Annotated in this window: 18 protein-coding genes; 12 read left to right on the top strand and 6 right to left on the bottom strand. The window is 70.5% G+C overall.

All coding sequences use genetic code 11. The features are described 5' to 3' along the window. Positions 1-110: 110 nt before the first annotated feature. A complete protein-coding gene (locus tag ACJ8AN_RS30055; protein WP_407758953.1) occupies positions 111-1388 on the top strand; it encodes a transposase in 1278 nt (425 codons plus the stop codon). 140 nt (positions 1389-1528) lie between these two features. On the opposite strand, the gene hemG is transcribed toward ACJ8AN_RS30055, so the two are convergent. Next, on the bottom strand, positions 1529-2893 hold the full coding sequence (gene hemG, locus ACJ8AN_RS30050; RefSeq protein ID WP_407758952.1) for a protoporphyrinogen oxidase: 1365 nt from the start codon (positions 2891-2893) through the stop codon (positions 1529-1531). A gap of 100 nt (positions 2894-2993) precedes the next feature. Between hemG and ACJ8AN_RS30045 the strand changes: the two genes are divergently transcribed. Together ACJ8AN_RS30045 and ACJ8AN_RS30040 are read left to right on the top strand one after the other, a co-directional pair. Beyond that, entirely contained in the window at positions 2994-3695 is a 702-nt protein-coding gene (locus ACJ8AN_RS30045; RefSeq protein ID WP_407758951.1) for an SDR family oxidoreductase, read from the top strand. Positions 3696-3871: 176 nt separating this feature from the next. Then, positions 3872-4825, top strand: a complete 954-nt coding sequence (locus tag ACJ8AN_RS30040; RefSeq protein ID WP_407758950.1) for an Rpn family recombination-promoting nuclease/putative transposase — start codon at positions 3872-3874, stop codon at positions 4823-4825. 21 nt (positions 4826-4846) lie between these two features. Here ACJ8AN_RS30040 and pdxH read toward each other — a convergent pair whose 3' ends face one another. Then, the gene (gene pdxH, locus ACJ8AN_RS30035; protein ID WP_407758949.1) at positions 4847-5443 is read right to left on the bottom strand and encodes a pyridoxamine 5'-phosphate oxidase; all 597 of its coding nucleotides are present in this window, start codon (positions 5441-5443) and stop codon (positions 4847-4849) included. 73 nt (positions 5444-5516) lie between these two features. On the opposite strand from pdxH, the gene glgA reads away from it, so the two are divergent. The 4 genes from glgA (at position 5517) to ACJ8AN_RS30015 (ending at position 9471) form a co-directional block, all read left to right on the top strand. Further along, positions 5517-6947: a glycogen synthase GlgA gene (gene glgA, locus ACJ8AN_RS30030; RefSeq protein WP_407758948.1), complete on the top strand. Its 1431-nt coding sequence runs from the start codon at positions 5517-5519 to the stop codon at positions 6945-6947. Between the two features lie 35 nt (positions 6948-6982). Beyond that, entirely contained in the window at positions 6983-7900 is a 918-nt protein-coding gene (locus tag ACJ8AN_RS30025; RefSeq protein ID WP_407758947.1) for a serine/threonine protein kinase, read from the top strand. Beyond that, the gene (locus ACJ8AN_RS30020) at positions 7900-8370 is read left to right on the top strand and encodes a hypothetical protein (protein ID WP_407758946.1); all 471 of its coding nucleotides are present in this window, start codon (positions 7900-7902) and stop codon (positions 8368-8370) included. Before ACJ8AN_RS30025 ends, ACJ8AN_RS30020 begins: the two co-directional genes overlap by 1 nt. A gap of 264 nt (positions 8371-8634) precedes the next feature. Continuing rightward, entirely contained in the window at positions 8635-9471 is an 837-nt protein-coding gene (locus ACJ8AN_RS30015) for a Uma2 family endonuclease (RefSeq protein WP_407758945.1), read from the top strand. A gap of 27 nt (positions 9472-9498) precedes the next feature. On the opposite strand, the gene ACJ8AN_RS30010 is transcribed toward ACJ8AN_RS30015, so the two are convergent. Beyond that, positions 9499-10848, bottom strand: coding sequence for a hemolysin family protein (locus ACJ8AN_RS30010; protein WP_407758944.1), 1350 nt, complete (start codon positions 10846-10848; stop codon positions 9499-9501). Positions 10849-10912: 64 nt separating this feature from the next. On the opposite strand from ACJ8AN_RS30010, the gene ACJ8AN_RS30005 reads away from it, so the two are divergent. Further along, the gene (locus tag ACJ8AN_RS30005; protein ID WP_407758943.1) at positions 10913-11647 is read left to right on the top strand and encodes a pilus assembly protein N-terminal domain-containing protein; all 735 of its coding nucleotides are present in this window, start codon (positions 10913-10915) and stop codon (positions 11645-11647) included. 1 nt (position 11648) lies between these two features. Here the strand turns inward: ACJ8AN_RS30005 and ACJ8AN_RS30000 are convergent, their stop codons facing one another. From ACJ8AN_RS30000 to ACJ8AN_RS29990, 3 genes are all read right to left on the bottom strand, one after another. Beyond that, on the bottom strand, positions 11649-13730 hold the full coding sequence (locus ACJ8AN_RS30000) for a cation:proton antiporter (protein ID WP_407758942.1): 2082 nt from the start codon (positions 13728-13730) through the stop codon (positions 11649-11651). 492 nt (positions 13731-14222) lie between these two features. Beyond that, the gene (locus ACJ8AN_RS29995; RefSeq protein ID WP_407758941.1) at positions 14223-14627 is read right to left on the bottom strand and encodes a hypothetical protein; all 405 of its coding nucleotides are present in this window, start codon (positions 14625-14627) and stop codon (positions 14223-14225) included. Between the two features lie 234 nt (positions 14628-14861). After that, the gene (locus tag ACJ8AN_RS29990) at positions 14862-15683 is read right to left on the bottom strand and encodes a DUF4142 domain-containing protein (protein WP_407758940.1); all 822 of its coding nucleotides are present in this window, start codon (positions 15681-15683) and stop codon (positions 14862-14864) included. Positions 15684-15905: 222 nt separating this feature from the next. Between ACJ8AN_RS29990 and glgX the strand changes: the two genes are divergently transcribed. The 4 genes from glgX to ACJ8AN_RS29970 all read left to right on the top strand — a co-directional run. Beyond that, entirely contained in the window at positions 15906-18041 is a 2136-nt protein-coding gene (glgX, locus tag ACJ8AN_RS29985; protein WP_407758939.1) for a glycogen debranching protein GlgX, read from the top strand. 133 nt (positions 18042-18174) lie between these two features. Next, positions 18175-18654, top strand: coding sequence for a hemerythrin domain-containing protein (locus ACJ8AN_RS29980; RefSeq protein ID WP_407758938.1), 480 nt, complete (start codon positions 18175-18177; stop codon positions 18652-18654). Positions 18655-18760: 106 nt separating this feature from the next. Next, entirely contained in the window at positions 18761-20599 is a 1839-nt protein-coding gene (locus tag ACJ8AN_RS29975) for a two-component system sensor histidine kinase NtrB (RefSeq protein ID WP_407758937.1), read from the top strand. After that, on the top strand, positions 20596-21451 hold an 856-nt coding region (locus ACJ8AN_RS29970), incomplete at its 3' end, for a sensor histidine kinase (protein WP_407758936.1). The genes ACJ8AN_RS29975 and ACJ8AN_RS29970, both read left to right, overlap by 4 nt.

Here is a 21451-nt window from a genome sequence, read left to right as displayed (position 1 = left end):
GGCTCAAGAGCGTTCGATAAATCGGCAGTGGGATGGAGAGCAGGTGGGCCGAGGGTGAGCCCACCTGTGCGGTCCGGGAAAAGGAGAGAGGGTTGAGGTAGGGCGGAGGGGTGGAAAACGAAAAGCGCATCGGCCAGAAGCTGGTGAGGACGCGAGAGCCGCAGAGGGCGCAGGGGTGGCTGTTTCGGCAGACGCCGGAGGGATTGGTAGGGGCCGAGCACCCGGTGCGACTGGTAGCGGCGGCAGTGGAGAAGCTGGACCTGGGGGGAATCTTCCACCAGGCCAGGGCGGTGCAGGGCCGGGCGGGCAGGCCGCTGACCAGTCCGCATCTGCTGTTGAGCGTATGGCTGTACGGCATTCAGCAAGGAGTGGGAGAGGCGACGGAGCTGGCGCGCAGGTGCCGGGAGGATGCGGCGTTCGAGTGGCTGTGCGGTGGGGTGGAGGTAAGCCACGACAAGCTGAGCCAGTTTCGGGCCGAGTACGGCGAGGTGTTGCAGCAGGTATTCACCCAGGTGGTGGGGCTGCTGGTGCACCACGAGCTGGTGAGCCTGGAGACGGTGGCGCAGGACGGTACGCGCGTACGCGCCAGCGCCTCGGCGCCCTCCTTCCGGCGAGAGGCGTCGTTACAAGCGTGTCGGGAGCAGGCGGAGCTCCACCTCGAAGTGGTACTGGCGCAGGCAGACGACAACACGCTGCCGCGCCGGCAGAAGGCGGCGCGGGAGGCGGCTGCGCGCGACTACCAGAGGCGCGTGGATGAGGCGCTGGGGGCCCTGGAGCGCGAGCGGGCCAAGAAGAAGAGCGCCAAGGACAAGCGCCAGGTGCGCGCCTCCACCACGGACGCCGACGCACGCGTCATGAAGATGGCCGATGGAGGCTTTCGGCCCGGCTACAACGTGCAACTGGCCGTGGCGGGCAAGGCCGAGGGAGGGCCGCGCACGATTGTGGGCGTGCAGGTGACGAACGTGGGCAGCGACGCGGGCAGCGTCGGGCCGATGCTCGAGCAGATAGAGGCGCGCACGGGACAGCTCCCCGCCCACCTGCTGGCCGATGCCAACCACGCGACGGTGGCCGACCTCAAGACGTGCGCGGACAAAGGAGTGGACGCGCTCATTGCCGTGCCCGAGCGCATGGCGCGCGCCCGGGAGCAAGGCGACCATTCAGCGCAGGTGGAGGCCTGGCGCGAGCGGATGCAGACGCCAGAGGCCCAGGAACTGTACCGGGGGAGGGCCAGCCTGGTGGAGAACGTGAACGCCCAGGTCAAACAGCACTACGGCCTGGAGAAGCTGCTGGTGCGCGGGCTGGACAAGGTGACGAGCGTGGCACTGCTCACGGCCCTGGCGCATAACCTGCTCGCCCACGGCCAGGCTCTCGTGAACCTGCTGAGCTGATAACTCCCACGGACCCGCCGCGACCTCCTCCGGCCCACGCCCCAGCACGCTCCTGCGCTCCCTATCCGGTCCGCGAGTCGGCCAATGATGGCCTCTCTGCGCCCTCATCTGGCCTCCCTCCACGATTTATCGACTGCTCTTCAGCGCGTGAGGGTGTCCACCAGCGCGTTGGCGTTGCGGATGCAGTCGGTGAGGCCCACGCCCTTGTAGGCGTTGCCGAGCAGGTGCAGCCCGGGCAGACGGGCCACGCCCTCGTCGATGGCGGCCATGCGCGCCAAGTGCCCCACGTTGTACTGGGGGATGCCGCGCTTCCAGTGGATGACCTCGGTGAAGGAGGGCTCGGCCGTGATGCCGGCCAGCTCCCGCAGCTCCTCGCGCGCGAGCTTCACCAGCGCCTCGTCGTCCAGCTCCACCAGGTCCGGCCGCTTCGCCCCGCCCACCATGCACGTGAGCAGCACGCGCCCGTCCTCGACGCGCCAGGGGAAGGTGGACGAGGCGTGGATGACGCCCAGGAGGCGCCGCCGCTCCAGGGTGGGAATGAGGAAGCCGAAGCCGTCCGGAGGCGGCAGGGAGCCCGGCGCGAAGCCCAGGTGCACCACGGCGACGGGCGCGTAGGCGATGCCCTCCACCCGCCCCGCGAGCTTCTCGTCCAGCGGCCGCAGCAGCTCCGCCGCCACGTACGCGGGCACCGCCAGCACCACCTGGTCCGCGGCCAGCTCCGAGCGCTGCCCGTGCTCCTCTACCGAGAGCCGCCAGCCGTGGCCCTCGCGCCGCAGCCCCACCACCCGAGCCCCCGTGCGCGCCGCCGGCCCGAGCGAGCGGGCCAGGGCGTCCACCAGCACCTGGAGGCCTCCGTCGAACGAGGAGACAGCGCCCGTGGGCTTCGGCGCGCCCTCGCCCGGAGGCAGGGCCTTGCGTGCGGCCGCCTGCGAGCGCGCCATGCCCAGCACGAGGCTGCGGTGCTGCTTCTCCAGCTCCACCACCTTGGGGAAGACGGCGCCCACGCTCAGCGCCTCCACGTCGCCCGCGTAGATGCCCGTCTGCATCGCGTCCACGAGCACCTCCGTCGCCGTGCGCCCCACATGCCGCCGCCCGAACTCCGCCAGCGACTCGTCCTTGTCGGGGGCGCGCCGGGTGAAGAGCTCGCCCATCATCCGCAGCTTCGCCCCCAGCGGCACCACGTCCGACTTGAGCAGGGCCGGCGGTGACGAGGGCACCTGCCGCAGCTTCCCGCGCGAGTAGATGTAGCGCCGCTTCGCCGAGGGATCCGCCGTGCGGATGCGGTCCTCGATGCCCAGGCTCGCCGCGAGCTGGCGCAGCGTGGGCTCCCGGTCCACGAAGCTGTTGGGGCCCGCCTCGGTGATGAACCCATCGCGACGCCGCGTCTGGATGTTACCTCCCAGGTGAGAAGCCGCCTCCAGCAGTGTGACCGCGGTGCCCCGCGAATGCAGCCCGTGCGCCAGCGCCAGCCCGCTGATTCCGCCTCCGACGATTACGACGTTCATGCTTGGTTCCACTCCCGGTGCAATCGGGGTTTCCACCGCCTGTCACTCCCTGGTCAAGTGCCGCGAAGCGTCGTGTCTTTTCGTGGGGAGGCCGCGTTTAATGGGGCCCATGCGCTATGCCATCACCGGTGCCAGCCGTGGTCTGGGTCTCGAGTTCGTCCGTCAGCTGCTCAACCGTGGAGATTCCATCGACGCGGGAGTCCGCTCACCCGCCGAAGCCAAACAGCTCCAGGGACTTTCCCGGGAGACAGGAGGCCGGCTGAAAATCCACGGGCTCGACATGTCCGACGCGAAGAGCGTGGACGCGTTCGCCGCCGCGGTGGGGCAGGGCGAGCCCCTGGACGTGCTCATCAACAACGCGGGTGTCTACGGCAAGGACGGGAAGCTGACCGGGCTCGACTACGAGTCGATGGCCGACACCTTCGCCGTCAACACGATGGGGCCCCTGCGCCTCACCGCCGCGCTGCTGCCGGCCCTGCGGCGCGGCTCGGCGCGGCGCATCATCCACATCACCTCTCAGATGGGCTCCATCGGCCAGAACGGCCAGGGCGGCTCCTACTCCTACCGCATCACCAAGGCGGCCATGAACATGGCCATGCGCAACATGCACCTGGAGCTGCAGGGCGAGGGCTTCATCACCGTCTCCATGCACCCGGGCTGGGTGCAGACGGACATGGGCGGCCCCCAGGCGCCGCTGCGCCCCGAGGAGTCCGTGCGCGGGATGATCAACGTCATCGACCGGCTCAAGGCCGAGGATGGCGGCCGCTTCTTCAGCTACGAGGGCCAGGAGCTGCCCTGGTAGAGCCCGCCGGGGCTCCGAGGTGAAGGGATGGCCCACGGCGGAGGTCATCCCACTCCACCCCACGGCGGAAGTCCAGTCCTGTCCGTGGGGGACAGGCCCCGGGGGCTGTGTGGCGGCCCGCCCGCTGTCCGGCCAGCCGGGGCGACAACCGGCCCGGGGCGCGCTACATGAAGGGCATGCGCACCCTGTTCGCGGACCCGAAAACCGACTTCGTCTTCAAGCGAATCTTCGGTACCGAGGAGCACAAGCCGCTGTTGATGGCCCTGCTCAACGGGCTGCTGGAGCTGGACGAGGCGCACCGCGTGGTGGAGGTGGAGCTGCTCTCCCCCGAGCAGCGGCCCCAGGTGCAGGAGCTCAAGTTCTCCATCGTCGACGTGAAGTGCACCGATGCGCGCGGCACCCACTACGTGGTGGAGATGCAGGTGCTCAACGTGGAGGGCTTCGAGAAGCGCGTGGTGTACAACGTGGCCAAGGCCTATACCGGCCAGCTCGGCGTCGGACAGACGTACCCGGACCTGAACGACGTCATCGGCGTGACCATCTGCGACTTCGAGCTGTGGCCCTACCGGGAATCACCGCGGGTTCCGATGCTCAGCCGCTGGCGGATGCAGGAGCAGCACGGAGGCGCTCGGGGGCTGGGGCAGCTCCAGTTCGTGTTCCTGGAGTTGCCCAAGTACGACGCGTCGCGTCCGCCGCGCACGGCGGTGGAGAAGTGGGCCTATTTCTTCCGGGAGGCCATCCACCTGCGGGGGGTGCCGGAAGTGTTGGCCGAGCGGCCCTTCGTGGACGCGCTGGAAGCGGCCCGCGCCGCGGGCTTCACCGAGGAAGAGTGGGACGCCTACATCCGCGCGGGCATGGCCATCCAGGACGAGCGCGGCGCCTTGTCGCTGGCGCGCAAGCAGGGACTCCAGGAGGGGCGCCAGGAGGGGCGCCAGGAGGGACTCCAGGAGGGAATGCAGCAAGGCCTGCGGGCCCTGCGCACGGCGCTGTACGAGCTGCTGCGGCAGCGCGGACTGGCGCCGGGTCCCCAGGAGCAGGCGCGAGTGGAGGGCTGTGAGGACCTGGGCACGCTTCAGCGCTGGCTCGTCCAGGCCCTTTCCGCCGCGAGCGTCACCGACGCCCTGCGGTGAGCACTCCCAGACGGGAGCGGCTCACGGGTAGAGGACCTCGGTCCTCCAGCCGTTGCCCTCGCGCAGGTAGACGAGCCGGTCATGGAGCCGGCTCGGCCGCGCGTGCCAGAACTCGATGCGGTCGGGCACCACACGCAGGCCCGACCAGTGCGGCGGCCGGGGAATGGGCTGGCCCTCGTACTTGCGCGTGAGCTCCTCCACGCGCGCCTCCAGCAGCTCGCGCGACGGCAGGGGTTGGCTCTGCAGGCTCGCCCATGCGCCGAGCTGACTCCCGCGCGGCCGGCTCTGGTAGTACGCGTCCGCCTCCGCGTCCGACACCTGCTCCACGCGCCCTTCCACCCGCACCTGCCGCTCCAGGGGCTGCCAGAAGAAGCACAGCGCCGCCCACCGCTGGCCCAGCAGCTCCCGGCCCTTGCGGCTCTCCAGGTTCGTGTAGAAGACGAAGCCCCGCGCGTCGAAGTCCTTGAGCAGCACCACCCGTGTGGACGGCCTGCCATCGGGCCCCACGGAGGCCACCACCATGGCGTTGGGGTCGACGGGGATGGTGCGTTTCGCTTCCTCGTACAGCACCGCGAAACGTTCGATGGGATTCAGGGTTGGCTCCACGCCGCCCACCATACCAACCCACTCCCGGAGTGCGAGCCGCGTGTTTGGGTTGACTCGTCCGTCCCACACGGCATCGTCTCATTCCATGAAGATTCTCTTTGTGGCCTCCGAGGTGACGCCCTTCTCCAAGACGGGCGGACTCGGGGACGTGGCCGGCGCCCTGCCCGCGGCGCTCGCGGAGCTGGGCCACGAGGTGAAGGTCGTCACGCCCCGTTATGCGTCCGTCAAGACGGACCGGCTCACCCCCACCGGCCACCACCTGGAGCTGCGCTTCCCCTTCGGCACCGAGCGCGGGCCCATCCTCTCCCTGCGCCAGTCGCCCACCCTCGAAATCCTCTTCCTGGAGAACGAGCACTTCTACGGCCGGAGCGGCATCTACGGGGACGCCTGGGGCGAGTTCGGCGACAACCACCGGCGCTTCGCCTACCTGTCCATCGGCGCGCTCCAGGCCGCCCAGCGCCTGGGCTTCACCCCGGACATCATCCACGTCAACGACTGGCAGACGGGGCTGACGCCGGTGTCGCTGCGGCGCGGCTTCCAGGGCACGGCGCTCGCGCGGGCCAGGTGCGTGCTCACCATCCACAACCTCGCCTACCAGGGCCAGTTCGGCAAACACGTGATGGAGGACCTGGGGCTGCCCTGGGAGCTCTTCACCTCCGAGCACGGGCTCGAGTTCTGGGACGGGGTCAACTTCCTCAAGGGCGCCATCCAGTTCTCCGACGCGCTCACCACCGTGTCGCCCACCTACGCGCGGGAAATCCAGGAGCCCGGGGGCGGCGCGAGCCTCGACGGGCTGCTGCGCCGGCGCTCGGGCGCGCTCACCGGCATCCTCAACGGCATCGACGTGCACGAGTGGAGCCCGGAGACGGACACCTACCTCCCGGCGCGCTACTCGGAGCAGGACCTGACGGGCAAGGCGGCGTGCCGGCGCGAGCTGCTCAAGCGCTTCGGGCTGCGCGAGGACACCGCGGCTCCGGTGTTCGGCATCGTGTCGCGGCTGGCCTGGCAGAAGGGGGTGGACCTGCTGCTGGAGGTGATGCCCCAGGCGCTCCATTCGGACATCCGCTTCGTCGCGGTGGGCAGCGGCGAGGGCCACTATGAAGACGGGCTGCGCGCCCTCCAGCACCACTTCCCCCAGCAGGTGGGGACGTTCATCGGCTTCGACCAGGGGCTGAGCCACCTGGTGGAGGCGGGGGCGGACTTCTTCATCATGCCCAGCCGCTACGAGCCCTGCGGCCTCAACCAGATGTACTCGCTGCGCTATGGCACGGTGCCCGTCGTCCGGGCCACGGGCGGACTGGTGGACACGGTGGAGGACGGGCTGGACGGCAACGGCATCCTCTTCGAGGCCTTCCACCCCTCGGCGCTGCTGGCGGCGCTGCGGCGGGCCCAGGCCCTCTACGCCGAGCCCGAGCGGCTGCTGGCCTTCCGGCGCCGGGGCATGGGACGGGACTTCTCCTGGGCCGCCTCGGCGCGCAAGTACGAGCGCCTCTTCACGTCCCTGATGAGGGAATAGTGGGGCTTCAACCGAAAGCAAGGTAGGCTGAGCTCGTGGCGCAAGCAGTGGACCTGGGTGGATACGAGGTCGTCGGCCGGCTCGCGGTCGGCGGGATGGCCGAGGTGTACCAGGCGCGTGCGAAGCCCTCGACGCAGCGCTCTCCGGGCGAGCCGGACGAGGTGGTGCTCAAGCGGCTGTTGCCCACGTACCGCAACGATGGCGCGTACGTGAAGGCCTTCGTCGACGAGGCGAAGCTCACCGTGCGGCTGCGCCATCCCCACATCGTGCGCACCTTCCGCCTCTTCAAGGCGGGGCCGGACTACCTGATGGTGCAGGAGCTGGTGGCGGGGCGGACGCTGAGCTTCATGCAGGAGCTGCTGGTGAAGGCGGGCGCGGCGATGCCGCCGGAGGCCGCCTGCTACATCACCTGGTGTCTGCTCAAGGCGCTGGACTACGTCCACCGCGCGAAGCTGGGCGAGGGCGGTGGCACCATCGTCCACCGCGACGTCAACCCGTCCAACGTGCTGCTGAGCGTGGGGGGCGACGTGAAGCTCACCGACTTCGGCGTGGCGGACGTGGAGGGCCAGCTGCGCGGGGACGCGGGCGCGCTGCGCGGCACGCTGGCGTACATGAGCCCGGAGCAGGTGCTGGGCCAGCCGGTGGACGCGCGCAGCGATTTGTACTCGGCGGGCGTCATCCTCTGGGAGCTGCTGGCCAGCCGGCGCCTGTTCACCGGGGACGGCGAGGCGGAGCTGATGCACCGGGTGCGGGACGCCCGGGTGCCGCTGCTGTCCACGCTCCAGCCGGAGCTGCCGGACTACGCGGTGCAGGTGGTGCGCAAGGCCCTCTTCGCGGACAAGGCGCGGCGCTTCCAGTCGGCCGCGGACTTCATCCGCGCGCTGGAGGTGCTGGCGCGCCGCTCCGGGTGGCCGCTCTCGGTGGAGGCCCTCAAGCCGCTGTTGGGGGGTTGATGCACCGGCGCGCATGGCTGCTGTGTCTGCCGTGGCTGGCCGGGTGTGCCGGGGTGACGCTGCGCCCGCATGCCATGGACCAGGCGGTGCGGGTGGAGGAGGTGGGCCTGGCCTTCACGCCCAAGGGCGAGGGCGAGCTCACCCTCCGCCTGGACGTGGAGAACCCCACCTTCTGGGACGCGGAGGTGACGGGGGTGGACTTCGAGCTGCGCCTGGACGGGCGGCGCTACGCAGTGGGCACGCGCGGGGTACGCGAGCCCCTGGCCGCGGACGCGCACCGCACCCTCACCGTGTCCTTCCCGCTGCAGTCCGAGCCCGGTGGCACGGGTGTGACGCCGCGCACGTGGCGGGTGGAGGTGGGCGGCGGGGTGGCGCTGGGCTTCGGCGAGACGGTGCGCCTGCTGCCCTTCCGCGCCGAGCGCACCCTGCGGCTGCCGTACTTCCGCCCCGTGGAGCCCTCGCCCGAGTGAGGCGGGGGGCCGGGTTCCCGCACATGGGCACGTCCTCCCCATGCCACGTGCCTTGACTTGACCGCGGAAGTCACGTCTCATGGCCCTATGTGCGAGGTGGTCCAGGGCGGTGGATGGGGTGGGGTGGGTCCGTTGGCCGACAGGCGCGGTCCCGGGGCGGGGAAGTGGCCTGGGAAGAAGCCGGCCGGGCGCCTCCTGTCCGACGCTTGCTCCGGACCCTGCTTGGTCACCTCGTGGGAGGGACTTAGTGTGTCTACCGGCACCATGAGCGCTGATTCCTACCGTGTCGATCCAGACGACCCGCGTGCACCGCCCCAGGAGGTCTGGGACCGGCTCACGCCCGAGGAGCGCGCCCACGTCATCGACAGCCTGCCGTTCGAGTTTCCGCTCTCCGAGGCCAATCCGCCCGAGGGAGATCCCCACTACGAGGCCAAGGCGCGCGCGCGCGAGGTGCTCGGTGGCTATTTCTCGCGCATCGGCCGCAAGGTGTACCTGGGATGTGAGCTGCCCGTGTACTACCCGGGCGAGCGTATGTTCGCGCCCGATGTCATCGCCGTGATGGACGTGGAGCCCCACTCGCGCATGCGCTGGGTGGTGAACGCCGAGGGCAAGGGGCTCGACCTGGCCTTGGAGGTCCACGTCGCCGGCGAGCGGCGCAAGGACCTGGAGCGCAACGTGGAGCGCTTCGCCCGGCTCGGCATCCGCGAGTACTTCCTCTTCGACCGGGGACGGCTGAAGCTCACCGGCTGGCGGCTGGCCGGGGAGGGGAGGCGTGTCTACCAACCCATCGTGCCGCAGCAGGGCTTCTATCCCTCCGAGGTGCTCGGTTTGGAGCTGCAGCTCGAGGGCGAGCGGCTGCGCTTCTATCACGGCCGGGCGCCCCTGCCGGAGGCGGACGAGATGATCGCCACGCTGGAGCGGATGGTGGGGGAGGCGGAGGCCCACCGGACCGAGGAGGCCCAACTGCGCGCCGAGCTGGAGCGGAGGCTCGCGCAGGAGGCCCGCCTGCGTCTCGAGGAGACTCACCGCCGCGAGGAGTCCGAGCGCAAGCTGGCCGAGGCCCTCGCCGAGCTGGAGCGGTTGCGCGGCGGCCGGCGCTGAGTCACTGCGCGGGCGCTCGAGGCCCGCTCAGGCCTTGAGCTCCTGGCCCGCGGGCTCCTTGGTGCCCGGGGTCTCCTTGGAGGGCGTGGGCTCCTTGGTGGGCGTCTTGAGCTTCATCATCCGCACGCGGTCGATGCGCGCGCCCTCCTTGGCGTGGACGGTGAAGGCCCAGCCGTTGAAGACGAAGCGCTCGCCCACGTCCGGCAGGTGGCCGGCCTGCGCCGACAGGAAGCCGCCCAGCGTGTCGAAGTCGCCCTCGGGCAGCTCGAAGCCGAAGGCCTTGTTGAACTTCTCCACCTCCAGCGCCGCGTCCACCAGGATGCTGCCGTCGGCCTGCTTCTCCACCTGCTTCTCCTCCACCTCGAACTCGTCGCCGATGTCGCCGACGATTTCCCGGAGGATGTCCTCCAACGTGACAATCCCCATGAAGCCGCCGTACTCGTCCACGACGATGGCCATGTGGATCTTCTTGCGCTGCATCTCGCGCAGCAGGTCGCCAATCGGCTTCAGCCACGGCACGAAGTGCGCGGGGCGGATGGTGTCCTGCAGCACGATGAGCTCGGGGTGCTGCAGCAGCGGAATCAAGTCGCGCGCGTGCAGCACGCCGAGGATGTGGTCCACGTCGTCGCGGTAGACGGGGATGCGCGAGTGGTTCTCCTCGGCCAGCAGGCGCAGCACCTCGTCGGGCTGGGTGGAGATGTCCACGCACACCACCTCGGTGCGCGGCACCATCACGTCGCGGCAACGCTTGTCGGACAGCTCGAAGATGGAGCGGATGAGCTGGGGCGCGCTCTGATCCACCTCCTCCTTGGCCGCCTGGGCGGCGAGCAGCTTCTCCAGCTCCTCGAGGGGCGGGGGCGGGGGCTCGAAGCGCAGGGTGCGGCCGAAGCCCCGGGCCACCAGGTTGATGGGGCCCATGAGCATCCGCATGGGCGGGTAGAAGCAGAAGGCGAGCAGCGAGACGAGCCAGGACAGCCGCAGCGCCCAGCGCTCGGGGCCGGCGTTGGCCAGGCCGCGCATCGTCACCTCCACGAGGATGGCGAGCAGGCCCACCAGCAACGAGCCCGCCAGCACGGTGGCCAGGTTCAGCCAGGGGGCCTCGCCCAGACGGGTGAAGTTGAGCAGCTGCGGCGGCACGTAGGCGCCGATGGCGGCGGCGAGGAAGCCGCAGAGCACGCTGCCCACGCGCAGGGCGGTGGCGGTGGCCTCGCGCTCCGTCTTGTGGCGGAGCACGCGCTTGCCGGGGCCCGGGTGGGACTGGGCCAACTCCTGCGCGCTCAAGTCGGAGGTGCCATAGAGGGCGGACTCGGCGGCGGCGATGAGGCCCCGGAGTGCGACGAGGGCCAGGCAGGCGGTCCAAAGGACCCAGGGTTGCATAGAGTTTCTCTACATACCCCGTGGTAAGAGGACTCGCACACTTTCCGAGAGGGTCTGGATGCACATGCGTCCACCAGTGAGCCGCTGCCTCCTCCCCCTGGCTGTCCTCTTGCTGACGCTGTCCGCCCCGCGTGCTGGCGCCTGGCCGGTGGACCTGTCGATGCCCCTGGAGGCGGGCAAGGAGCGCTTCCACAAGCTGAGCGTGGTGGACTGGGTGGAGGTGGAGGACCCGTCCATCGCCACGGCGGAGGTGCTCGAGGGCAGCAACGAGCTGCTGCTCACCGGGGTGAAGCCGGGGCGCACGCTGCTGCTGCTGTACGCGGAGGGGAAGTTCGCGGTGTGGCGGCTGGTGGTGGGCGCGCCGGGCCGGCCTCCGGAGCCCGAGCCCTCGGCGGAGCCGCTGGCCGCGGCGCGCAAGGCCTGCCCGGGCCTCAAGGCCACCGAGGGCGCCGAGCGCTCCCTCACGGTGGAGGTGAAGACGGCGCGCTGCCGCGATGCCCTGCGCGCGGTGCTGAAGACGGACGCGTACCTCGCGCGCGAGCTGGACCTCACCTTCGAGCTGCCCCTGTTGCAGGAGCAGCTCGCGGCCCTCACGCCCACGCTCAAGGGCCTGGGCCTGAGCGCGAGCTACCTGGGGGCGGGGCTGGTGCTCGAGGGCACCACCTCGCCCGAGGGCCACCGCAAGGCGCTGTGGGAGCTGTTCCGCCAGTCCCTGGGCCGCGTGCCGCTGGAGGACCGCGTCACCGTGCAGCGGCCCGCCCCGCCCGACGCGGGCACCCCTCCCGACGCCGGACGTTGAGTCAGGCGGGAGCCGCCCGCCCGGCCTGGGAGCCCCCGCCGAGTACGGCCCGGGCCGCGTCGATGGCCTCGTGCGTGCCGGCCAGCGCGAGCACGTCTCCCACCCGCAGGGGCTCGTGCGCGGTGGGCACGACGAGATGCTCCTCGCCGCGTCTGATGGCGAGCACCGTGGCGCCCGTCATCCCTCGCAGGTTGAGCTCCGCGAGCGTCCTTCCCACCGCGGGACTCGCCGTCTCGAGCCGGACGGGCGTCGGCTCGCCGAGCCCGGGGAGGATGGCTCGGACGTCCTTCAAGTCCTCGCCATGTGCCGCCTCTCCACTGGCCTGGGACTGGGCCGCGAGGGCCGCGACGATGACCTGTGAGCCCGCGCGCACGTGCCCCTGGAGGTTGGTGGCACTGCGCCAGAAGCTCACGCCGAGCACCACGAGCAGCAGGAGCAGCACGGCCGCGCCGAGGACGCCGGGGAGGAAGGGCTGCGTGAGCGCCATGAGGGGCGCGCCCACGAAGAGCACACTCGCCAGTTGGAGCGTCACCACGAGCGCGCGGCGTGGCGCGGCGGCCCGGTCCATCCGGCCCCCCTCGGTGGGAAGCGCCGTCTCCGCGAGCAGCACGCCCAGGCCTCGGGCGACCCGGACGACGCCCACGCAGAACGGCGCCGCGAGCAGCGCCGCGAGCCCGATGACGAGCGGGCGTGCCACGGCGGCCTCCAGCCCGATGAAGCCCTGGAGCGCCTTCGCGATGCTGCCGAGCTTGACGGACGTGCCAATGACGATGGCGGCGAGCAGGGCCGCGTCGAGCAGCAGCAGCCGCACCATGCGGCGGATCCTCGCACCGGCCGTCTGCCGCGGTGGCGCGGTGCGCAGCTCCTCCACCCAGCTCCCATAGAGTGCCGCGAAGGTCTGCAGCGGCCGGGGCAACTTGCGGTCCACGAAGTTGGCCACCGGCCCCGAGGCGCGGATGAGGAAGGGCGTGGTGAGGGTGGTGATCGCCGACACGGCCACGGCCACGGGGTAGAGGAAGCCGCCCGTGGCGTTCAGCGAGAGGCCCAGGCCGGCGATGATGAAGGAGAACTCGCCGATCTGCGCCAGGCTCATGCCGGACTGCACGGCGGTGCGCGTGCCATTGCCGGTGAGGAACACGCCCAGCGACACGCCCACCAGCTTGCCGAGGATGACCACCCCGGTGAGCACGGCCACGGCCACCCAGTGCTCGGCGATGAGCGCCGGGTCGATGAGCATGCCCACCGAGACGAAGAAGACGGCGGCGAACATGTCGCGCACGGGCTGCACGAGGTGCTCCACCTCCTTCTCCTTGCCGGACTCGGCGACGAGCGAGCCCGCGAGGAACGCGCCGAGCGCCACCGAGTAGCCGAACGCCTGCGCGAGCAGCGCGATGGCGAAGCAGATGCCGATGCTCGCCACCAGCGTCGTCTCCGGCCGCTCGAGCCGGGTGATGGCGCGCACGGTGCGCGGGATGACGAGCAGCCCCACGCCGACGAGCCCCACCAGGAAGAGCGCCAGCCGTCCCACGGTGAGGGTGAGCTGTCCCGCCGACAGTCCCGCGCCGGTGGAGATGGCCGTGAGGGTGGCCATGAGCAGGATGGCGATGAGGTCCTCGACGATGAGGACGCCGACGACGATTTCCCGCAGCTTGCCGTGGATGCGCTGTTCGTCGAAGGCCTTGGCGATGATGGTGGTGCTGGAGATGGCGATGATGGCGCCGGTGAAGATGCTCTCCTTCGACGTCCAGCCGAAGGCGCGGCCCACCACGAAGCCCAGCCAGATCATCAGGCTGCACTGGATGAGGGCCGTGAGCCCCGCGGTGGGGCCCACGTGGAGCAGCTTGCGCAGGCTGAACTCCAGCCCGAGCGAGAACATGAGGAGGATGACGCCCAGCTCCGAGAGGGTCTGGACGATGGCGAGGTCCGCCACCAGGGGAATGGGGACGTGGGGACCGATGATGAGCCCCGCGATGATGTATCCGAGCACGACGGGTTGACGCAGCCGTTGGAAGACGACCGACGTCACCGCCGCGACGCAGAGGACCATCGCGAGGGCCGCGAGGAAATCGTGAGCAGCGTGCATCGCTGAAACACCCCCTTGAGATGGAGATGAGGTCGAAGAGGAAGGAACGCGCCCGGTCCACTCCCGCCTGGAGCGAGGGTGGACCAGGAGCGCAGCGCCGGCCCGGTCAGTTGCCCGGACCGGCGCGCTGACACGTGCCCGTCAGCGGAGCGTGTCGTAGGCCACGGCCACGCCGACGATGAGCGCGCAGACGACCAGGGCCATGAGGAGCCGCGCCACCTCCCACCGCGCGTAATCCGTGTTCACGGGGGGCTGGTCCGGCGTCGTCTGGACAGGGGAGTCAGGGGAGAGGGGGGAGCTGGAAACAACGTGCTGTTCTTCGCGCAAGGCATGCCTCGAGCGCGCCAGTGGGACTGGCGCACGGGATGGAAGGGATGGAATGACGGAGCGCGGCCCGTACCCGTCGCTCGAAGCGGCGCTTCCTCGAGGAAGCTCCCGCCCCGGCGAGCAGTGCCCGCGGCCGTGCGTCTCTCTACCTCTGGAACCGCGACGTCACGCGGTCCGCGGAGGCCCTTGCGCGGGACAGTTCGCCACCACCGGCCGATCCGCGATGCGGCCGTGACTCCGGGACACCCCGTCCGCGATGAGCTTCCCCAGACGTGCCACGAACCGTGGCGCCGGCCCCGGCACGAGGCCCAGGCGTGGAGCGAACCGCTTGAGGGGCGGCAGGGGCTTGCGGGAGAGGTGCGGCTGCTCCAACCGGCCCTGCGCCGAATACTCGTGGACGCCGACCAGCTGCTCCTGGCGCCCGGGGAGATCGGCGGAGACCGAACCCTTACGCGGGGCCGCCGAGGCGACGGACAGCCACCGGGCGTCCGGCCGCTCGAGGGGACGCGCGCTCGACGCGCACACGCCGACCAGCACGGTCAGGGCGAGGGCCCAGAAGGCCCCCACCATGTCCGTCCATCGGGCGCTTCGTGCTTCGCGCCGAGGTGGGCGGTGGGTGATTCCCATGAGTGGCTGGTGCTTGCTGAGCAAACATCCCTACCACCTGCAACGCCTGGGGGAAAGACGCTCTTTCGCTCCGGGGGGCCGCCCCAGCAGGCAGGCGGGCCCCTCGTGCCGTCCATCGTCCCCGTACCGGCGCGAGGGCTCCCTCCCCGCCGCGCCGAGGCCGGTGAAACGAGCCCGCTACTTCTTCGGCTGCGTGCCGCTGCCGGTGCCCGTGGTGCCGCCGGTACCCGTGGTGCCCATGGAGCCGCTGCCGCTGCCGGTGCCGGTGGTGCCGGTGCCCATGGAGCCGCCCGTGGTGCCGCCCGTGGTGCCGGTGCCCATGGAGCCGCTGCCCGGGTGCGTGCCCATGTGGCCGCCCGTGCCGGACTCGGTGCCCTTCTGCGTGCCCGAGCCCGCGCCACCCACGCCCATCATGCCCTGGCCCAGCTTGCCGAGCACCGAGTACGCCTGCTGCCGGTGCTGGGAGACGTGCTGGGTGAGGTCATCGAGCAGCGGGATGAGCTGCGCGTTGCCGCTGAGCGCCTGACGCCCAGCCATCAGCTTGCCGAGCGTGTCGTCGTGGTCGCCCACCATGTCGGCCATGTAGCAGGAGTCGAACGGCTCGCCCTTGAACGCCTGGAGCTTCTCCATGTTCGCCTTGTCGGCGGCCATGGCCTTCTTCTCCATGTCGTTCATCGGCTTGGGCATGTCCGCCAGCTTCAGGCCGCGCGTCTGGGCCATGGACAGGAGCTTCTGATCCGCATCGGTGTGCTCCCGCACCATGAGCTCGCCAAAGGACTTCACGTCCGGGTTGGTCGAGTTCTGCTGGGCCAGCTGGCCGAGCTTGATCTCCTTCTGGTTGGTGTAGTGCAGCCGCTCGAGGAAGGCCTTCTCGTCGGTGGGCACCACGAAGCCGCGGACATCGGCCGTGCCCTTGGTGTCCGTCTTCCCCTCGGCGAGGGCCGAGCCCCCGAGGACCAGCGTGCCGGCGACGAGGAACCCTTGAATGGTGTGCTTCATGTGCGTGCTTCCTTTCCGTGTGGTGGAACGCGGGCGCACCTTGGCCGAGCAGCCAGACGGTTTTCATTGGCCCTCGGATACGAGCGTGCGGAACCGTACGGAGGGGCTCATCTCCTGGTGGTTGGTGGACGCTCGCTCTGTCCCGGGTCGGACGGAGCGTGCGGTCCTGGGCCCCCGCTCCCAGATTCGGCGGGAATTCCGTTTGAAAGGACTCCGAAGCGTATGCCCAGGGAAGTCTGGCCGGGAAAGCCGTACCCACGAGGCGCGACGTTCGACGGAACGGGCGTGAACTTCGCGGTCTTCTCGCAGGTCGCCACCCGTGTCGAGGTCTGCCTCTTCGACCCGCAGAATCCCTCGAAAGAGGTGGAGCGGTTCGATCTCCCGGTGTCGACGGATGACGTCTGGCACGGCTACGTGCCGGGGCTGGAGTCGGGCACGCTCTACGGCCTGCGCGTCCACGGCCCCTATGAGCCGCAGAAGGGCCACCGCTGCAACCCGTACAAGCTGCTGGTGGACCCGTACGCCAAGGCGCTGCACGGCGAGGTGGACTGGTCCAAGCCGGTGTTCGGCTACCCGCTCGGCCACGCGCAGCAGGACCTGATGCGCGACGAGCAGGACAGCGCCGCGGGCATGCCCAAGTGCGTGGTGGTGGGCGACTACTTCGACTGGGGCAACGAGCGCCGCCCGGACGTGCCCTGGCGCAAGACGGTCATCTACGAGGCCCACGTGAAGGGCCTCACCATGCGCCATCCCAAGGTGCCCGAGCACCAGCGCGGGACCTACGCGGGGCTCGCCCACCCGGCCGTCATCGAGCACCTGCTCAAGCTGGGCGTCACCGCGGTGGAGCTGCTGCCCATCCACGAGTTCGCCGATGACTCCTTCCTCGGGGAGAAGGGGCTGTCCAACTTCTGGGGCTACAACACGCTGTGCTACTTCGCCCCCGAGCAGGCCTACGCCAGCCGCCGCACCCCGGGCGCCGTCGTCAACGAGTTCAAGGCGATGGTGAAGGCGCTGCACTCGGCGGGCATCGAGGTGCTGCTCGACGTCGTCTACAACCACTCGTGCGAGGGCAACCACCTGGGGCCCACGCTGTCGCTCAAGGGCATCGACAACGCCAGCTACTACTGGCTCATGCCCGAGGCGCGCTACTACCTGGACTTCACCGGGTGCGGCAACAGCCTCAACGCCTTCAACCCGCAGACGGCGCGCCTCATCGTCGACAGCCTGCGCTACTGGGTGGAGGAGATGCACGTGGACGGGTTCCGCTTCGACCTGGCCACCGTGCTCGGCCGCGTGGGCAAGGGCGAGTTCTCCCCCACCGCCCCCATCTTCCAGATCCTCAACCAGGACCCGGTGCTCGGCCGGGTGAAGCTCATCGCCGAGCCGTGGGACGTGGGGCTCGGCGGCTACCAGGTGGGCGGCTTCCAAGCGCCCTGGCGCGAGTGGAACGGCAAGTACCGCGACGCCCTGCGCCGCTACTGGAAGGGCGACGAGAACCTCGCGGGCGAGGTGGGCTACCGCTTCGCGGGCTCGTCGGACCTCTACCAGGAGGCGCGGCGCCGGCCCCAGGCCAGCATCAACTTCGTCACCGCGCACGATGGCTTCACCCTGCACGACCTCGTCACCTACAGCCACAAGCACAACGAGGCCAACGGCGAGCACAACCGCGACGGCGCCGACGACAACCAGGCGTGGAACTGCGGCGTGGAGGGCGAGACGGACGACGCCAACGTCATCTCCCTGCGCGAGCGCCAGAAGCGCAACCTGCTCGCCTCGCTCTTCCTGTCGCAGGGCGTGCCCATGCTGGTGGCCGGCGACGAGATGGGGCGCACCCAGGGCGGCAACAACAACGCCTACTGCCAGGACAACGAGCTGTCCTGGGTGGACTGGAACCTCGACGAGCGCCGGCAGTCCCTGCTGGAGTTCACCGCGCGCCTCATCCAGTTCCGCCACCGCCAGCCGGTGCTCCAGCGCCGCCGCTTCTTCCAGGGCAAACACATCTGGGACTCGGAGTACAAGGACCTGGCGTGGTTCCGCCCGGACGGCACGGAGATGAGCCAGGAGGACTGGAACAAGCCCTTCGTCCGCTCGCTGGCGTTCCTCCTCGGGGGCGACGCCATCCCCTCGCTCGACGAGCGCGGCCAGCGCGTCATCGGAGACGCCCTGCTGGTGCTGCTCAACGCCCACCACGAGCAGGTGCGCTTCACCGTGCCGCCTCCGGCCGAGGGCTCCCAGTGGGTCATCGAGTTCTACACCGCGGATGAGAAGCGCGGCCCCGAGGAGCCGGTGCCCTCCGGCGCCTTCGAGCTGGCTGGCCGGTCGCTCGCCGTCTTCCGCGAGGTGTCGCGCAAGGCCTGAGCAAGGCCCGGTGCTCCAGCGGGCGGGCGGCCGCCCCCCGCCCGGGAAAGAGCGTCCCGGTACGGGCTCCCTGCTTGTCGCTCCTCCACGCCATGCGGACTGTGTGGGGGGCGACATCCAAGGAGCCAGGACCGTGAGCGCGATCGAATTGCTGAAGCAGCAGCACCGGGAAGTGGATGACCTGTTCCAGCGGCTCAAGGCCAGCGGGGGCGACGAGCGCATCTCGCTGCTCGGCAAGGTGGCCGAGGCCCTCACCATCCACGCGGCGCTGGAGGAGCAGTTCTTCTATCCCTTCGCCCGCGAGCAGGGCGTGGACGGCCTCATCGACGAGTCCTTCCAGGACCACGCCGAGGTGAAGCAGCTCATCTCGGAGATCCTCCAGGTGAAGCAGACGGATCCGCGGCTCGGCGAGCTGTGCGGCCGCCTGGAGCGCATGGTGACCGAGCACGTCAGCCACGAGGAGACCACGCTGATGCCGAAGGTGGAGGCCGTGGCCAACACCGGCGACCTCGTCTCCATGCGCGACGACATGCAGCGGGCCATCGACGCCTGGCGCAACCGCGAGCTGCTGCGCATGGCCGAGCACCAGGAGTCCCCACCCCCGACAATGTAGGCACGGGGTAGGCGCGGCCGCGGGTGCCTGGGCGCCGGCCCTCCGAGGGCGAGTCCTCCCCCCCCGGGTTGCGGGGCCCGGGGTAGGGGTGGGAGGATTGCCCGGCATGGGACTGGGGCCGCGGACGTGGTTTCTCGGGCGGCTGGATGCGTTCCTGACGGAGGAACAGCGCCGCTCGCCGCCGGACGTGCTCGGCCGCTACCGGTTGTTGGTGGGCGCCACGCTCTTCCTGCTGGGCATGTGCCTGGTGCTGGCGCTGTCGGCGCCCCTCTTCGAGCGGGACCGTCTGGCCCGCGGGGGGCTGGGCCTGGGGCTGTCCTCCGCCTTCGCGCTGGCGCTGGGGCTCCTGCGCTGGCGGGGCTCGCTCCGGGCCGCGTCGCTGGTGGTGTGCGGCCTCCTCGTGGGCGGCTACATGGCGGCCACCTTCGTCATGCCCCGGCCCGCCGTCGCCTCGCACGCGGCCGTCATGCTCATCCCGGCCCTCTCGGTCTATCTGCTGGGGGCGCGCACCGGGCTCATCATCACCGCCCTCTTCAGCCTCAACGCCGGGGTCCTCCTCCCGCTCTACCAGTCGGGCTTCGGCACCCGGGAGCCGCTCTTCGCCCGGTCCGGCGTCTGGGTGGGGGGGCTGTTGGATACCCTCATCCTGCTGCTCGGCTGGGGGCTGAGCGCGCTGTTCCGCTCCGCCCGCGACGAGGCGTCCGCCACGGTGAGCGAGAGCGAGCGCCGGTTGAGCGCGCTCCTCGAGAGCACGGAGGATCCGGTGTGCTCGCTCGACCTGGAGGGGCGCGTCGTCACCGCCAACTCCGCGGCGCGGCGGCTGGCCGTCGGGACGTTCGGGAAGGAGCTGCGGCTGGGGGAGCCGCTGGAGCTCCTGTCCACGCCCGCCCAGCGGGAGGGGTGGCGGGCGCAACTGGCCCACGTCCTCCAGGGGCACCCCGTCCGCGCGGAGGGGACCTTACCGAGGGGAGAGGGGGCCCTGGTGCTGGAGCTGTCGATGCACCCCATTCCGGGACCGGACGGGCGGCCGATGGGGGTGACTGTTTTTGGCCGGGACATCACCGGGCGCAAGGCGGCCGAGGCCCAGCTGAGCGAGCTGCACCGCGGCCTCATGGAGGTGTCGCGCCGGGCGGGCATGGCCGAGGTGGCCACGGGCGTGCTGCACAACGTGGGCAACACGCTCAACAGCGTCAACGTGTCGGCCTCGCTCATCGCCGAGCGGCTGCGCGGCTCGCGGGCCCCCCTGGTGGTGCGGGCCACGGACCTGCTGCGCGAGCACGAGTCGAACCTGGCCGCCTTCCTGGCGGACGACTCCAGGGGGCGCCAGCTTCCCGAGTACCTCTCCTCCGCCTCCCGCCACGTGGTCCAGGAGCACGAGACGCTGCTGGAGGAGCTGCTGGCGCTCATCCGCCACGTGGAGCACATCCGCGCCGTGGTGGGCATGCAGCAGGAGCACGCCCGGATCGGCGGCCTGGTGGAGCAGGTGCCGGTGGCGCGGCTGCTCGAGGACGCGCTGCGCCTGCACGCCAGCTCGTTCGAGCGGTCAGGCATCCGCATCCGGCGCGAGTACGCCGAGCTTCCCCCGGTGCTGTTGGACCGGCATAAACTGCTCCAAATCGTGGTGAACCTGCTCAACAACGCCCGTCATGCCCTGCTCGAGAGCGGACGCGAGGACAAGCAACTCACCCTGCGCATGGAGCAGGCCGGGGAGTGGCTGCGCATCGCCGTGGCGGACAATGGCGTGGGCATCGCCCCGGAGCACCTGTCCCGGTTGTTCTCCCATGGCTTCACCACCAAGAAGGACGGCCATGGCTTCGGCCTGCACTCCAGCGCGCTGGCCGCCGGGGAGATGAACGGCCGGCTCCGCTGTGACAGTGGTGGACGCGGGCAGGGCGCTACCTTCATCATCGAGCTGCCCCTGCGTGGGCAGGAGGCCCGTGAATGAGTCCTCCCCCGGGGGAGCACCACCGCATCCTGGTGGTCGACGACAACCCTTCCATCCATCAGGACTTCCGGAAGATCCTCGCCCGCCCCGAAGACGACGTCGGGGAGCTGGATGCGATGGAGTCCATGCTCTTTGGAGCGGCGCCGCCCCGGCTCAGCACCACGCGCTTCGAGCTGGACTTCGCCTCGGGTGGAGAGGAGGGCGTACGCCGCGTGCGGGACGCGATGCGTGAGGGCCGCCCCTATGCACTGGCCTTCGTGGACATCCGCATGCCCCCGGGCATCGACGGGGTGGAGACGACGCTGCTCATGTGGCGCGAGGAGCCGGAGCTCCAGGTGGTGCTGTGCTCGGCCCACTCCGACTACTCGTGGGACGAGCTGTCGCGCAAGCTGGGCACCAGCGAGCGGCTGCTGATTCTGCGCAAGCCCTTCGACAACATCGAGGTGCGGCAGATGGCGCACGCGCTCTGCGAGAAGTGGGAGCTCTTGCGCGCCAGCCACCAGCGGATGGAGGACCTGGAGCGCGTGGTGGCCGAGCGCACCCGGGAGCTGGCCGAGGCCAATGCCCGGCTCATGCACGCGCAGAAGCTGGAGGCGCTCGGGCGCATGTCGGCGGGCCTGGCCCACGAGGTCAACAACCCGCTGAGCTATGTGCTGTCCAACCTGCGCCACATCGAACGGGGGCTCGAGCAGCTGCCCCTGCCGGAGGAGCGCGAGAGGGCCCGGGACGACTTGAAGGACGCGTGCCGGGACGCCGTCATCGGCGCCGTGCGCATCGAGCGCATCGTCCAGGACGTGCGCATCTTCGCCCGGGTGGACGAGCCGCCGAAGGAGCCGGTGGACGTGCGCCGGG

The sequence above is a fragment of the Archangium sp. genome (genome assembly GCF_045802675.1).
GTDB lineage: Bacteria > Myxococcota > Myxococcia > Myxococcales > Myxococcaceae > Archangium.
Note: the sequence above shows the minus strand (reverse complement) of the source record. Positions and strands in the feature narration are given on the sequence as shown.

What these genes read in the sequence shown, in the direction of transcription:
- ACJ8AN_RS29995 (WP_407758941.1), bottom strand. Translation starts at nt 14,627, where the DNA reads ATGGTGGGGGCCTTCTGGGCCCTCGCCCTGACCGTGCTGGTCGGCGTG.
- ACJ8AN_RS30015 (WP_407758945.1), top strand. Translation starts at nt 8,635, where the DNA reads ATGAGCGCTGATTCCTACCGTGTCGATCCAGACGACCCGCGTGCACCG.
- ACJ8AN_RS30010 (WP_407758944.1), bottom strand. Translation starts at nt 10,848, where the DNA reads ATGCAACCCTGGGTCCTTTGGACCGCCTGCCTGGCCCTCGTCGCACTC.
- pdxH (WP_407758949.1), bottom strand. Translation starts at nt 5,443, where the DNA reads ATGGTGGGCGGCGTGGAGCCAACCCTGAATCCCATCGAACGTTTCGCG.
- ACJ8AN_RS30000 (WP_407758942.1), bottom strand. Translation starts at nt 13,730, where the DNA reads ATGCACGCTGCTCACGATTTCCTCGCGGCCCTCGCGATGGTCCTCTGC.
- ACJ8AN_RS30040 (WP_407758950.1), top strand. Translation starts at nt 3,872, where the DNA reads ATGCGCACCCTGTTCGCGGACCCGAAAACCGACTTCGTCTTCAAGCGA.
- ACJ8AN_RS29990 (WP_407758940.1), bottom strand. Translation starts at nt 15,683, where the DNA reads ATGAAGCACACCATTCAAGGGTTCCTCGTCGCCGGCACGCTGGTCCTC.
- glgA (WP_407758948.1), top strand. Translation starts at nt 5,517, where the DNA reads ATGAAGATTCTCTTTGTGGCCTCCGAGGTGACGCCCTTCTCCAAGACG.
- ACJ8AN_RS30045 (WP_407758951.1), top strand. Translation starts at nt 2,994, where the DNA reads ATGGGGCCCATGCGCTATGCCATCACCGGTGCCAGCCGTGGTCTGGGT.
- ACJ8AN_RS30005 (WP_407758943.1), top strand. Translation starts at nt 10,913, where the DNA reads ATGCGTCCACCAGTGAGCCGCTGCCTCCTCCCCCTGGCTGTCCTCTTG.
- hemG (WP_407758952.1), bottom strand. Translation starts at nt 2,893, where the DNA reads ATGAACGTCGTAATCGTCGGAGGCGGAATCAGCGGGCTGGCGCTGGCG.
- glgX (WP_407758939.1), top strand. Translation starts at nt 15,906, where the DNA reads ATGCCCAGGGAAGTCTGGCCGGGAAAGCCGTACCCACGAGGCGCGACG.
- ACJ8AN_RS30020 (WP_407758946.1), top strand. Translation starts at nt 7,900, where the DNA reads ATGCACCGGCGCGCATGGCTGCTGTGTCTGCCGTGGCTGGCCGGGTGT.
- ACJ8AN_RS29975 (WP_407758937.1), top strand. Translation starts at nt 18,761, where the DNA reads ATGGGACTGGGGCCGCGGACGTGGTTTCTCGGGCGGCTGGATGCGTTC.